We start from the raw sequence: 13000 nt of genomic DNA, 5'->3' as shown, positions 1-13000 counted from the left end.
AATGTCAAATTGGACATATTGTGGGTTGCGAGCCCGAAACCTACTCCTGACTGGCGAGGTAGCGTTCGGCTTCGAGCGCGGCCATGCAGCCCATTCCGGCAGCGGTGACCGCCTGCCGGTAGACATCATCGGTGACATCGCCCGCGGCGAACACGCCGGGGATGGAGGTTTTCGGGGTGCCCGGCTCGGTGACGAGATAGCCGCCCTGCTTGGTTTCCAGCTGGTCGATGAAGAGCTCGGTCGCCGGGGCATGGCCGATGGCAACGAAGAAGCCGTGCGCCGGGATTTCGCTGACCTCGCCGGTCTTGACGTTGCGGATGCGGACCCCGGTGACGCCCGGCGGGTCCATGTCGCCCAGCACTTCCTGGACTTCGGAATCCCAGATCACCTCGATCTTGGGATGTTTGAACAGACGGTCCTGCATGATCTTCTCGGCGCGCAGGCTGTCGCGGCGATGCACCAGTGTCACCTTGGAGGCGAAATTGGTCAGGAAGAGCGCTTCCTCGACTGCCGTATTGCCGCCGCCGACCACGACGATTTCCTTGCCGCGGTAGAAAAACCCGTCGCAGGTCGCACAGGCCGAAACGCCGAAGCCCTGGAATTTCTGCTCGCTCTCCAGACCCAGCCATTTGGCCTGGGCACCGGTGGCGATGATAACGGCGTCGGCGGTGTAGAGGGTGCCGCTATCACCTTTGAGCACGAAGGGGCGCGTCTTCAGATCGGCCTCGACGATGAGGTCGGAGACCATTTCCGTTCCCATTTTCTCGGCTTGCTCGCGCATCTGCTCCATCAGCCACGGGCCCTGGATCACATCGGCGAAGCCGGGATAGTTCTCGACATCGGAGGTGATGGTGAGCTGGCCGCCCGGCTGCAGGCCGGAAATCAGGACCGGCTCGAGCATGGCACGGGCGGCATAGATGGCGGCGGTATAGCCGGCAGCACCGGAACCGATGATGATCAGGCGAGAATGGCGCGTCTCGGGCATGGGAAATCCTCAATCTTGCAGACAGGGGCGCAGCCGCCGCTTCAGGGGGCGGCCTCTATATAGGGATTCTTTTGCGCCTTGCCGCCGCGTTTGGCAGCGCTAGCGGTTGACCGGCGCCGGCGTCATGGCGCGGACCATGCCCATATCGCGCCCGCCGGGCCAGTTCATGGTGTCGAACGGCGCCGATATGGCCGGATCCTGGCTGATCAGATAGGCGGCATAGAGATGCGCCGAGCGTGTGCCTGAGCGGCAATGCATCACCACGGGCCCGTCCGAGGCCGCCAGCAGGGCAGCGAGTTCGCCGGTCAATTCCGGGCTGGCGCCGGAGGCCCCGCCGATCGGCAGTTCAGCATAGCGCATGCCGCGGCTCTCGACGGCGCTGCGCAGGTCGAAGGGCAGGCCGGCTGTCTCCTCCGGTGTGCGCGAATTGACCACAAGCACGGTCCCGGCCGCAGCCCAGGCGTCAAGATCGGCCTCGCTGGGCTGGCTCGCAAGTGCGATATCGCCATGACGGCTGACGATTGAATCTGGATTGGGCTCCGACATGGCGACTCCGAACAGGGACAGGAAGGATACGAGCAGATTGGTCAGGCGGCTTCTCCATCGAGGGCGGTGGGCGCTGCTTCCGCGTACCAGCGATCAATCAGGACGCTGGCGGCACGTTGCGTCTCCGCCAGTGGGGTATAGGTCCATCTCGCCAGCTTGCCGAGCCAGGGACGCATGGCACCATATCCCTCCAGCGCAGCATGTAGCCGGGCAAACTTGCCGGCCGATCCCTCCATCGGCAGGGCGTAGACCGGTTTGCCGGTGGCGCTGGCCTCGACCAGCATATTGGTTGATTCCTCGGTGACAAAAATCCAGTCCGCGCCGGCGAGGAAGGCAAAATAGGGATTCTCGCCCTCGCCATCGAACAGCCAGACCCGGTCATGTGAGGCGAAGGCTTCAGTCAGGCGGTCGCGCAGTGCTTTCGGGGTGCGCCGGGAGGCGGTGATCATCAGGCTGATATCCCGGGCCAACAGGTCCTGCAGGCGGGCAATGAGGTAGTCCGCGATCCGCGGCGTCAACCGGAAGCGCTTGGAGTCGCCGCCGATCAACACGGCCGCGCGTGGTCCGGGCAGCGCGTCGATCTGTGCGGAAAATGCGGCGCGGCCTTCATCCAGCAGGGCGTCAGAGATTCGGTTGGGCGAGCCGATCATGCTGACGGCATTGGGCCTGGTCAGCCGGTCATGCGCAGGGGCGAGGATCAGGTCGAAATCGCCGTAGTGGCTGCGTGGGTCCTGCACATAGGCGAAGAAGCAGTTGGCGAAGGTGCGCCGGTGCCGGGCCGCGAGCGGGATCGCGGCGCGGCCGCAGCCGATCCACAGATCCGGCGGCCCGCAATCGGGCAGGGCGACGGAGCCGTCCTTGTGCACGACGGCGCGGCCGATCCGCATGGCCGACTCGCGAGCGGCGAGTTGTGCCTGTACGGCTTCGGCCAGCCCGAGGGCCTGGTTCTCGATGCCGCGGCGGCCATCGGAGACGACCCAGCAGATCGGGGCAGGGGATTGGGCCAGCGTTTCAACCATGCGGAAGTTAAACGGCGCCCCCCGGTCCGGGTCAAGCGCGGCAAGCCCCTTGACAGACGCGCGCTACAGCTGTCATATTAGTTACAAGTGTAGCGAAGCTGTGACGAGAGATGCCATGACCCGATCCGCCACCCAATCCGCGCCATCACCGGCTGAGCTGGCCGTTCTCAAGCATTTGTGGGCGGCCGGTCAGCAGAGCGCCCGCGAGGTCCATACCCGGATCGAGAGCGAGACCGGTTGGTCCTATTCGACGACGCGCACGCTGATTACGCGAATGACCGAGAAGGGCTTGGTCGAACGCGCCGATGTGCACGGGCTGTCGGTGTTCAGGGCCAAGGTCGGCAAGGTGGCACTGATGGGGCAGATGATCCGCGACTTCGCCGCCAATGTCCTCGATCTCGACGGCCCGCTCCCGGCCACGGCCTTCGCCAATAGCCGCCTGTTTTCCGAGGACGAGGCGGCGGCACTGACGCGTTTGCTGGAGGAGGAGGCAGCCACAGATGAAAACGGGGAGGATCAGGGATGAACGGTCTCCTCACAGCTGTCATGCTCGGCGCCGCGTTGAGCTTGCCCGCAGCCGGTCTGGCCTGGCTGGCGGCGTCCATCCTGGCGCGCCGCGCCTGTCAGGCCGCGCCGAAGCTCTGGCGCAGCGCGCGTCTGGTCGCGATCCTGCCGCTGGTCCTGGCACCGGTACTGTATGCAGTACCGCAGCCCCGGCCCGTGCCGCCAGTCCTGGAATTTCTTGATGAGCCGGATTTGAGCTTGCCGACAACCGGCGCGGTGCAGCATCTCCGGCCGCTCGCGACCAGCTCACGCGCCTTGCCGACGCTGGAGCTCTGGCTGGTGGTTGCCTATATGCTCGGTTTGGCGGTGGCGCTGCTGCTGGCCCTGCGCCGTCATCACCTCCGCCGCACCGTGCTGGCACATGGCCGGCCAGCAGATCGCCACGAACGTCTGCTGCTGGACCGCGAAGCCGGGAAGCTGGGAGTTCGCTCACCGGACATGCGCCTCTGCCCGCGCGCCACTTCGCCCTTCCTGACTGGCTGGCGCGGCGTGATTGTCGCCCCGGAAAGCCTGTTGCGTACGCCCGATCTGGCGCGCCATGCTCTGGTGCATGAGCTCTGCCATTTGCGGCGCGGTGATGAGCGCGACCGGTTGTTGGGCTCGGCGCTGACCATCCTGCTCTGGTTCAACTGGCCGCTGCGGCAGATCGAACGCGAGCTCGACGCGGCCCGGGAACTCGCCTGCGACCGGGATGCGATAGAGGCGCTAGGCCAAACCGAGCGCAAAGCCTATGCCGCGGCATTGATTGAAACGATGCGGAGCACGGCCCAGCCGGTCTCCGCCTTTGGCCCTCATGACAGGAGACATCGGGAAATGCGTATCAAGGCTATTCTTTCCGGCGGCCATCCCGGTCGCCATTCCGTGCTGACCGCGGTGGCGCTGTTGCTGCTCGCCATCCCCGTGGCCGGTGCCCAGAGCGTTATCACACCACGGCGACTGGCCAGCGCTCCGGTTGACCAGCTGGCGCCGGTCGTCGTGGCGCAACCTGCCAACCCAGCGACCGCACCTGCCGCGGGGCCGGCCCTGGCGCCCGTGTCCGCCGTCGCGCCGGTGATGGCGACCGCTGCTGCCCCGCTGTCGACGCCCGCTGCTCCAACCGTCCCGTCAGGCGCCCCGGATTTGCCGCGGCCGGTTCTCGATGGCCGCGTCACCAGCGTCTACGGCCCCCGTCCGGCCCGGCCTGCTGGCTCGCCGGTCTTTCATGGCGGCACCGATATCGCGGCGTCGACCGGGGCCGCCATTTCTGCGCCCGGCGCTGGCACGGTGATCCATGCCGAGATGGGCTATCAGGGCTCGGAGCGCTGGGGCAATACGATCGAGATCGCCCATGGCGATGGCTGGTCGACTGTTTATGCGCATCTGGACACGATCAATGTCGAGCCGGGCCAGGCTGTTGCTGCTGGCGATCAGATCGGCACCGTCGGCACCACCGGCGCCTCGACCGGCCCGCATGTGCATGTCGAACTGCATCATGATGGCGAACGGGTTGATCCGGCGGGCATCGTGCCGGGGCTGCGCTGAGCTTGATTCGCCCCTGATTGCGGCCCGCACCCGGCTTTGGCCAACGGGCGCGGGCCGCAGGCATGTTCTGGTCATAAAAATCTGCCATATTGCCAAGCATGGAATGGCGGCGTCTGCTCACACTGGTCTATTCGGAGGTCCAGCCCGGCCCCGGCGGGGATCGCATCCGGGTGCGGACCGTGCGTGTCCTTGTTACCGCCTTGCTGGTCAGCCTCGCGCTGGTCGTGTTGCTACAAGCCTGTGGCAGGGTCTATGCGGCCGCGACGAACCCTCCGAACGCGCCCGGTCACCCCGATACACCACGCTTCGCGATTCCGGTTGCCGATGCGGTTGTCTACAGCGTCTATGGCGATGATCGCCTGCGCGGTGACGGCCGGATCGCGAGGCATCGCGGTATCGATCTCGCAGCGCCCTATGGCACGCCCGTGCGGGCGGCCAGCGGCGGCGAGATTGTGTATGCCGGCCGCGGATATCGCGGCTCATCGCTTTGGGGATTGCTGGTCGCAATCGACCATGGCGATGGCTGGCTCAGCCTGTATGCCCACCTCTCCGAGGCCGAGGCCCGGGTCGGCGAGCGGGTTCGCCGCGGTGAGGAAATCGGCCGGATCGGCACCAGCGGCAATGCGACCGGCCCGCATGTCCATGTCGAATTGCGCCATGAAGGCGAGCCCGTTGATCCGGCGGACTATCTCAGGCGTCTTAACTGAGCCTGCCGCCAACGAAAACGGCCGGAGCATCGCCCCGGCCGTTCTGAAATTATCTGGTTTGCGAAGGGCTCAGCCCCACTCGACTTTCATGATCTCGTAGGATTTCAGCCCGCCCGGCGCATTGACCTCGGCGACATCGCCGACTTCCTTGTTGATCATCGAGCGTGCGATCGGCGAGGAGATCGAAATCTTCCCCGCATGCACATCGGCTTCGTCTTCGCCGACGATCTGATAGGTCGCCTCTTCTTCCGTGTCTTCATCGAGCACGGTGACGGTGGCGCCGAACTTGACCGTGGAGCCACCCATCTTGGTGACATCGATCACCTGGGCACGCGCAAGCTTGTCCTCAAGCTCCTGCACCCGGCCTTCGATATAGCCCTGGCGCTCCTTGGCCGCATGATATTCCGCGTTCTCGGAGAGATCGCCGTGTTCGCGTGCCTCTGCGATCGCCGCGATCACCGCCGGGCGTTCTTCACTTTTGAGACGTCTCAGTTCTTCGTCGAGGGCTTTTTGCCCAGCGACGGTCATGGGGATCTTGTTCATGCGACCACTTAACTACGGGAAATAAAAATAGGCTAGCGCCAGAGCTGCATGCCATCAAGAGTAGGTTTGCAGAGCCCGTGGTTCAAGGGCGCCTTCTTCAATGCGGCGCATCGACATGATGGCGGCCCGGGCAGCCGAAGCGGTTGTGTAACAAGGAATTTTTGTCTCCAACGCGCTGCGGCGGATCGAATAGCTGTCGAGATGCGATTGCCGGCCTTCCGTGGTGTTGAAAATCAGCTGGACTTCGCCATTCTTCATCAGGTCGACAATATGCGGCCGGCCTTCGAACACCTTGTTGACCCGCGTCACCGGCACACCGGCATCGGCGAAGGTCTTTGCTGTGCCGCCGGTCGCCAGGATGGTGAAGCCGAGCATGGCCAGCACGCGTGCCGGTTCGATCATCGCCGCCTTGTCGCCTTCGCGCAGCGAGATGAATACGCTGCCCTTGCGCGGCAGGTGGATGCCGGCACCCAGTTCGGCCTTGGCGAAGGCGGCCTCGAACGAGGTGTCGATGCCCATCACTTCGCCGGTCGAGCGCATTTCCGGCCCGAGCACCGGATCGACGCCGGGGAAGCGCGCAAACGGCATCACGGCTTCCTTGACCGAGACGTGTTTCGGTGCCGGATCCTTGAGGCCGAAATCGGCCAGCCGGGCGCCGGCCATCACCTTGGCCGCGAGCTTGGCGACGGGGTGGCCGATCGCCTTGGCGACGAAGGGCACGGTGCGCGAGGCGCGCGGATTGACCTCAAGCACGAAGATATCGCCGTCCTTGACCGCGAACTGGACATTCATCAGGCCCTTCACGCCGATCGCCATCGCCATGGCGACGGTCTGGCGCTTGAGTTCGGCGATCATCTCCTTCGACAGGGAGTAGGGCGGCAGGGAACAGGCACTGTCGCCGGAATGGACCCCGGCTTCCTCGATATGCTGCATCACGCCGGCAACCCAGACCGTCTCGCCATCGCAGATCGCATCGACATCGACCTCGTCGGCATCGGTGAGATAGCGGTCGAGCAGGAGCGGGGACTTGCCCGAGACATTGACGGCGTCGCGCAGATAGCGTTCCAGGCTGTCGGTCTCGCGGATGATCTCCATCGCCCGGCCACCGAGCACATAGGAGGGGCGCAGCACCAGCGGGAAGCCAAGCTGCTCGGCCGCGGCGCGCGCCTCGTCCTCGGAATGGACGATGACATTGGGCGGCTGGCGCAGATCGAGCTGGTTGAGCAATGCCTTGAAGCGCTCACGGTCTTCGGCCAGATCGATCGCGTCCGGCGCGGTGCCGAGAATGGGCACGCCTTCCGCTTCCAGTTCACTGGCCAGCTTGAGCGGCGTCTGGCCGCCATACTGGACGACGACACCGAGCAGGGTGCCGTTCGAGCGCTCGGTCTCGATCAGTTCCAGCGTGTCTTCGATGGTCAGCGGTTCGAAATACAGCCGGTCGGCGGTGTCGTAATCGGTCGAGACGGTTTCCGGATTGCAGTTCACCATGATGGATTCGATATCCAAGTCGGCGAAGGCAAAGGCGGCGTGGCAGCAGCAATAATCGAATTCGATGCCCTGGCCGATCCGGTTGGGTCCGCCACCGAGGATGATCGCCTTGCGGCGCGCTGTCGGTTCGGATTCGCATTCGGCCGTGCCGTCAAAGGCCGGCGTTTCATAGCAGGAGTACATATAGGGCGTCGGCGAGGCGAATTCGGCGGCGCAGGTATCGACGCGCTTGAAGACGGGCCGCACGCCCAGCGCGCGCCGGGCGCGGCGGACGGTCGTCTCGTCTTGCTTGGTCAGCTGCGCCAGGCGGGCATCGGAGAAGCCCATCGCCTTGAGGGCGCGGAAGGCGGTCGCATCGGTCGGCAGGCCGAGCGTGGCAACATCGCCCTCGGTCAGCACGATCTCCTCGATCTGGCGCAGGAACCAGGGCTCATACAGCGAGGCCGCGCGAACCTCATCAAGTGACAGGCCTTCGCGGAAGGCCTGGGCGATCACCAGCAGCCGGTCCGGGCTCGGGATCGCCAGTGCGGCGCGCACGGCCTGTTTGCGGGCGGTTTCATCAACGGCTTCTTCGACGCCGGGCAGGTCCATATCGTCGAAGCCGGACAGGCCGGTCTCCAGCGAACGCAGCGCCTTTTGCATGCTTTCCTGGAAGGTGCGGCCGATCGCCATCACTTCGCCGACCGACTTCATCGAGGTCGACAGCGTTGCTTCGGCGCCGGGGTATTTCTCGAAGGCAAAGCGCGGGATCTTGGTGACGACATAATCGATTGTCGGCTCGAAACTGGCCGGGGTCGCGCCCTTGGTGATGTCATTGTCGATTTCGTCGAGCGTGTAGCCGACGGCCAGCTTGGCGGCGACCTTGGCAATCGGGAAGCCGGTCGCTTTCGAGGCCAGGGCCGAGGAGCGCGAGACGCGCGGATTCATCTCGATCACGACCATGCGCCCGTCGGCCGGATTGACGGCGAACTGGACATTGGAGCCACCGGTCTCAACGCCGATCTCGCGCAGCACGGCGATCGAGGCCGAGCGCATGATCTGGTATTCCTTGTCGGTCAGCGTCATGGCCGGGGCGACGGTGATGGAATCGCCGGTATGGACGCCCATCGGATCGATATTCTCGATCGAGCAGATGATGATGCAATTGTCCGCCGTGTCGCGGACGACCTCCATCTCGTATTCCTTCCAGCCGACAATGCTTTCCTCGACCAGGATCTCATCGACCGGCGAGGCATCGAGCCCGCTCTGGCAGATCAGGCGGTATTCCTCGACATTATAGGCAATGCCGCCACCGGTGCCGCCGAGCGTGAATGAGGGGCGGATAATGGTCGGCAGGCCGATCTCGAGCATCGCCGCCTCGGCTTCCTCCATCGAGTGGACGACAGCCGAGCGCGGGCTTTCCAGACCGATCTCTTCCATCGCGGCGCGGAAGCGCTGGCGGTTCTCGGCCTTGTCGATGACATCGGCTTTGGCGCCAATCATCTCGACATTGAACAGCTCCAGCACGCCGCGCTTGTCGAGCTCGAGGGCGCAGTTGAGCGCCGTCTGGCCGCCCATGGTCGGCAGCAGGGCGTCGGGCCGCTCGATCTCGATCACCTTGGCGACCATTTCCGGCGTGATCGGCTCGATATAGGTCGCATCGGCCAGTTCCGGGTCGGTCATGATGGTGGCCGGATTGGAGTTGACCAGGATCACCCGGTAGCCCTCGGCTTTGAGTGCCTTGACCGCCTGCACCCCGGAATAATCGAATTCGCAAGCCTGGCCGATGACGATCGGACCGGCGCCAATGATCAGGATGGACTTGATGTCGGTGCGTTTGGGCATGGGGTTCCAGTCTCACGTGCGCGCGCGTCCGACCTGCCGCTGCGAGGGGCAGCGTCGGGCGGACGGAATGATTTAGTGCTGAAGCGGGTTCCTAACCGGGAATCACCGCCATGGCGAGACTTTATGTGAGGCTTCGCATGTAATCCGTTGACGGCGGATGCCGGTCAGGCGTTTGCCAGCCCCAGATCGCGCCACAGCATGGGCTGCACATCAGCTCGCGTGCCGGCAATGCGATCGCTGACCAGCCAGTGGGCGCGCTCGTGCAGGAGGGGGATGACGGCCTGGTCGGCGATCAATATCGCTTCGGCGGCGCGATAGGCGATGGCGCGGACCACCGGATCGCTCTCGCGCCGCGCCAGCTCCATCTCGGCGGCGAAATCGGGATTGTCCCAGTTGAAATTCGCCGCAAAGCCGCCGGACACAAACGGGTCGAGCATGAAGAATGGGTCGGCCTTGAGCCCGCGATTGAAGCTGGCCACCGCGACGTCGAAATCGCCGCTATCGATCGCCTGGTAGAGATCGGTCGGATAGCTGACCAGCAGTTCCGCCTCGACGCCGACGCGGCGCCAGTCATCGGCGATGGCGATGGCGATCTGTTCGCTGACGCCGGGAACGGTGCGGATCTCGACGCGGCGCGGCAGTTCCGGATCAATGGTCGGGCGCAGGCGCGAGCCGTGCAGATCGACCGGATCGAGCGCTTCGCCGTCCTCCGGGATGATGCGATGGGTGGCACGCGCCGTGTTGTCGAAGAAGTTCGCCGCGATGAAGCCGCGATCAATCGCCACTGACAGCGCCCGGCGCGCCGCCGCTGTGTCCAGCCCGGGACGGGCATGATTGACCTTGAGATAACGCAGGATCGGCGCGTCGAAACTGCGGAACCGGTCGCCGAGCCGCTCGCGCCAATAGCCGATCTGATTGCCGGGCGGTTTCTCTGCGAGATCATATTCGCCGGCCCGGAACATGCGGGTTCTCGTGCCGGCATCGCGCACGGCATCGATGCGGATGCGCCCGATGCTGACACCTGCCGCGCCGGCATAATGCGGGTTCTTCGCCAGATCGAGGCTCATCTGGCTCGTCGCGGTGACGGTATAGGCGCCGGCGGTGACGATGTTTTCCGGCCGGATCCAGTCGCGGCCATGCGCTTCAATGGCGTGGCGCGGGAAGGGGTAGAATTCGCGCATCAGGGTCGGCAACAGGCCGAGCGGTGTGTCGAGCCGGACCTCGACCGTGTGATCGTCCAGCGCCGTGAAGCCCATCGCTTCCGGCGGCATTTCGCCGGCCAGCACGGCGCGGGCATTTGCGACGGCGAAGAAATCGCCCAGATTGGCAAAGCTCTGCTGCGGATTGACCAGGCGCCGGGCCGACCAGACCACATCCTGAGCCGTCAGGGGATGCCCGTCCGACCAGCGCGCATCCTCGCGCAGGGTGAAGACCCAGCTCAGCCCGTCAGGCGCGACGCGCCAGCGGGTCGCAATGCCCGGCGCGACGCTCCCGTCGCTGGCATAATCGGTCAGGCCGGCATGGATCTGTTTGTAGACCAGCGCCGCCGAAGCAAATTCGCCCAGCGCCGGATCGAGACTGTCGGGCAGGGTCTCGATCGCGACGCGTAGCAGCCCGTCAGGCTTGTCGATGCGGGCGCAGGCGGCGAGGCCGGTAGCGGCGGAGGCAGCGAGAAGAGCGCGACGGTTCAACATCGCGCCATCTTGCCGTGATTTGGGCGTGAGGGAAGGGGCTCAGGCCGGTTCGCTGACCTTGAGCGAGCCGACAAAGCGGTCAAACACGCCGAAACTGTCCTGCGGGCCGGGCGAGGCTTCCGGGTGGTGCTGGACGGCCTGGACCGGTTTGCCGGTGAGGCGGAAGCCGCAATTACTGCCATCGAACAGCGAGACATGGGTCTCGACCGCGTCCTCGGGCAGGCTGGCGCCATCGACGGCGAAGCCGTGATTCATCGACACGATCTCGACCTGGCCGGTCTCGTGATTCTTGACCGGGTGATTGGCGCCGTGATGGCCCTGCGGCATCTTGACGGTGCGGCCACCCAGGGCGAGGGCCAGCATCTGGTGTCCCAGGCAGATGCCGAGGATGGGGATATTGCTGTCGATCAGCGTGCGCAGGGTCGGCAGCGCATATTCGCCGGTCGCAGCCGGATCGCCGGGGCCGTTGGAGACAACGATGCCATCGGGCGAGAGCTTGAGCACATCCTCGGCGGTGGCATTGCCGGGCAGGACCGCAACGCGGGCGCCGGCCGAGACCAGCAGACGCAGGATATTCGCCTTCACGCCGTAATCGAGCACCACGACGCGCGGGCCTTCGGCGGGACCTTCGGAGAAGCCGGCACCCCAGCCCCAGGCGCCTTCGCTCCACTCACCGCCGGTCTCACGCGCGACGGCGCCGGCCAGTTCGAGGCCTTCCATCGAGGCGGCGGCGCGGGCGCTGGCCTTGAGGTCTTCGATATCGATATTGCCGGACGGGTCATGGGCGACGGCGCACATCGGCATGCCGTGATCGCGGATACGGCGGGTCAGCGCGCGGGTGTCGACGCCGGTCAGCGAGATGATGCCGCGCGTGCGCAGCCATTCGCCGAAGCTTTCCGTGGCGCGGTAATTGGCGGGTGGCGTGATCGGAGCGCGGCTGACCATGCCGACAGCGGCGTGACGGGCCGGGGCGCTGGCGGCTTCATCGTCCTCGCTATTGGCGCCGACATTGCCGACATGGGGAAAGGTGAAGCAGACGACCTGGCCGGAATAGGAGGGATCGGAGAGGATTTCCTGGTGTCCGGTCATCGCGGTATTAAAACATAACTCGCCGATGGCGATCCCCGAGGCGCCACACCCCTGTCCGACGAAGACGCTGCCATCCGCGAGCGCGAGGGCTCCGGTCGGGTTGGGCTGTGTGGTCTGGGACATGGCTGTGCTCCTGAAGCCGGTCTGCCGTGCGGGAAAACGCGCCGTGGCGCGCGGGCGGCCAAACGGTCGCGTAGGTAGTCAGACGGACAGGCCGGGTCAATCCCGAAACGCCGATATCTGTTTGGTCTTGATTCTTTCGCAAAGACAGCATATTTCCGCCCAGCTTGGAACGGGCGTATATTCGCACCGCAAGAATCGGCTCCGAGGATGAGCCTGGAAGACAATGGACCCGAGCCGGGGCGAGAGACCCGCGGCGTTGAGAAAATCCACTTCAAAATCAAATCTTTGACAAAATGGGCGCTTTGCTGCGCCAGAAACGGTAGCCTGAACCATGTCCCTTCGTGATCGAATCGCCACCGATATGAAATCGGCCCTGAAAGCACAGGACAAGCTGCGCTTGTCGACGCTGCGGCTGATCTCTGCTGCCGTGAAGGACCGCGATATTGCGGCCCGCGCCGAAGATCGTTGCTGCGGCTGCGAAGACACAGAAATCCTCACCATCGTGCAGAAGCTGTTGAAGCAGCGTGAGGAAAGCGCCGACACCTATGAAAAGGCCGGCCGTCTCGATCTCGCTGAAGCCGAGCGGGCCGAGGCCGAAATCGTGCGCGAATATCTGCCCACTCCGATGGATGAGGCCGAGATTGCCGACGCCGCGGCTGACGTCGTCACCGAACTCGATGCGGCCGGTCTCAAGGATATGGGCCGTTGCATGGGCGAGCTGAAGACCCGCTATGCCGGCCGGATGGATTTCGGCAAGGCCGGTGCCAAGGTCAAGGACCTGCTCTCCGGCGCGGTCTGAGCCGGACCGGTCATGGACCGGGTGGCTTGCTATTGAAGCGTGACGCGCGCGCTATTCCGGCGCAACATGGCTTTCGATATATGATGATGACGCCGACC

11 protein-coding genes are annotated in these 13000 nt (G+C 64.9%); 4 read left to right on the top strand and 7 right to left on the bottom strand.

Going from position 1 to position 13000, the window contains the following annotated elements:
• Positions 1–40: 40 nt before the first annotated feature.
• From trxB to ACN0YL_RS14380, 3 genes are all read right to left on the bottom strand, one after another.
• Entirely contained in the window at positions 41–985 is a 945-nt protein-coding gene (gene trxB, locus ACN0YL_RS14390; protein ID WP_417491159.1) for a thioredoxin-disulfide reductase, read from the bottom strand.
• A gap of 99 nt (positions 986–1084) precedes the next feature.
• Positions 1085–1531 carry a beta-lactamase hydrolase domain-containing protein gene (locus tag ACN0YL_RS14385; RefSeq protein WP_417498439.1) on the bottom strand — a complete coding sequence of 149 codons (447 nt, stop codon included), beginning with the start codon at positions 1529–1531 and terminating at the stop codon, positions 1085–1087.
• Between the two features lie 41 nt (positions 1532–1572).
• The gene (locus tag ACN0YL_RS14380; RefSeq protein WP_417498438.1) at positions 1573–2550 is read right to left on the bottom strand and encodes a mitochondrial fission ELM1 family protein; all 978 of its coding nucleotides are present in this window, start codon (positions 2548–2550) and stop codon (positions 1573–1575) included.
• Between the two features lie 115 nt (positions 2551–2665).
• Between ACN0YL_RS14380 and ACN0YL_RS14375 the strand changes: the two genes are divergently transcribed.
• The 3 genes from ACN0YL_RS14375 (at position 2666) to ACN0YL_RS14365 (ending at position 5342) form a co-directional block, all read left to right on the top strand.
• Positions 2666–3076, top strand: coding sequence for a BlaI/MecI/CopY family transcriptional regulator (locus tag ACN0YL_RS14375; RefSeq protein ID WP_417491162.1), 411 nt, complete (start codon positions 2666–2668; stop codon positions 3074–3076).
• Entirely contained in the window at positions 3073–4635 is a 1563-nt protein-coding gene (locus tag ACN0YL_RS14370) for a M23/M56 family metallopeptidase (protein ID WP_417498437.1), read from the top strand. Before ACN0YL_RS14375 ends, ACN0YL_RS14370 begins: the two co-directional genes overlap by 4 nt.
• A 98-nt stretch (positions 4636–4733) precedes the next feature.
• On the top strand, positions 4734–5342 hold the full coding sequence (locus tag ACN0YL_RS14365; RefSeq protein ID WP_417491164.1) for a M23 family metallopeptidase: 609 nt from the start codon (positions 4734–4736) through the stop codon (positions 5340–5342).
• A 69-nt stretch (positions 5343–5411) separates the two neighbouring features.
• On the opposite strand, the gene greA is transcribed toward ACN0YL_RS14365, so the two are convergent.
• The 4 genes from greA to carA form a co-directional block, all read right to left on the bottom strand.
• Entirely contained in the window at positions 5412–5885 is a 474-nt protein-coding gene (gene greA, locus ACN0YL_RS14360; protein ID WP_417469741.1) for a transcription elongation factor GreA, read from the bottom strand.
• Positions 5886–5939: 54 nt separating this feature from the next.
• Positions 5940–9197 (bottom strand): carbamoyl-phosphate synthase large subunit, encoded by a 3258-nt coding sequence (gene carB, locus ACN0YL_RS14355; RefSeq protein WP_417498436.1) that lies wholly within the window; start codon positions 9195–9197, stop codon positions 5940–5942.
• Positions 9198–9361: 164 nt separating this feature from the next.
• Complete coding sequence (locus ACN0YL_RS14350; protein ID WP_417498435.1) at positions 9362–10891, bottom strand: peptide ABC transporter substrate-binding protein; 1530 nt, start codon at positions 10889–10891, stop codon at positions 9362–9364.
• A gap of 39 nt (positions 10892–10930) precedes the next feature.
• Positions 10931–12103, bottom strand: coding sequence for a glutamine-hydrolyzing carbamoyl-phosphate synthase small subunit (gene carA / locus ACN0YL_RS14345; protein ID WP_417498434.1), 1173 nt, complete (start codon positions 12101–12103; stop codon positions 10931–10933).
• A 331-nt stretch (positions 12104–12434) separates the two neighbouring features.
• On the opposite strand from carA, the gene ACN0YL_RS14340 reads away from it, so the two are divergent.
• Positions 12435–12902 carry a GatB/YqeY domain-containing protein gene (locus ACN0YL_RS14340; protein ID WP_417469749.1) on the top strand — a complete coding sequence of 156 codons (468 nt, stop codon included), beginning with the start codon at positions 12435–12437 and terminating at the stop codon, positions 12900–12902.
• The last annotated feature ends 98 nt before the right edge of the window (positions 12903–13000 follow it).

This window comes from Maricaulis sp., assembly GCF_048269565.1.
Taxonomy (GTDB): domain Bacteria; phylum Pseudomonadota; class Alphaproteobacteria; order Caulobacterales; family Maricaulaceae; genus Maricaulis.
Note: the sequence above shows the minus strand (reverse complement) of the source record. Positions and strands in the feature narration are given on the sequence as shown.

Excerpts from the sequence above, each read along its gene's own strand:
- trxB (WP_417491159.1), bottom strand. The coding sequence starts at position 985 with ATGCCCGAGACGCGCCATTCTCGCCTGATCATCATCGGTTCCGGTGCT.
- ACN0YL_RS14385 (WP_417498439.1), bottom strand. The coding sequence starts at position 1,531 with ATGTCGGAGCCCAATCCAGATTCAATCGTCAGCCGTCATGGCGATATC.
- ACN0YL_RS14380 (WP_417498438.1), bottom strand. The coding sequence starts at position 2,550 with ATGGTTGAAACGCTGGCCCAATCCCCTGCCCCGATCTGCTGGGTCGTC.
- ACN0YL_RS14375 (WP_417491162.1), top strand. The coding sequence starts at position 2,666 with ATGACCCGATCCGCCACCCAATCCGCGCCATCACCGGCTGAGCTGGCC.
- ACN0YL_RS14370 (WP_417498437.1), top strand. The coding sequence starts at position 3,073 with ATGAACGGTCTCCTCACAGCTGTCATGCTCGGCGCCGCGTTGAGCTTG.
- ACN0YL_RS14365 (WP_417491164.1), top strand. The coding sequence starts at position 4,734 with ATGGAATGGCGGCGTCTGCTCACACTGGTCTATTCGGAGGTCCAGCCC.
- greA (WP_417469741.1), bottom strand. The coding sequence starts at position 5,885 with ATGAACAAGATCCCCATGACCGTCGCTGGGCAAAAAGCCCTCGACGAA.
- carB (WP_417498436.1), bottom strand. The coding sequence starts at position 9,197 with ATGCCCAAACGCACCGACATCAAGTCCATCCTGATCATTGGCGCCGGT.
- ACN0YL_RS14350 (WP_417498435.1), bottom strand. The coding sequence starts at position 10,891 with ATGTTGAACCGTCGCGCTCTTCTCGCTGCCTCCGCCGCTACCGGCCTC.
- carA (WP_417498434.1), bottom strand. The coding sequence starts at position 12,103 with ATGTCCCAGACCACACAGCCCAACCCGACCGGAGCCCTCGCGCTCGCG.
- ACN0YL_RS14340 (WP_417469749.1), top strand. The coding sequence starts at position 12,435 with ATGTCCCTTCGTGATCGAATCGCCACCGATATGAAATCGGCCCTGAAA.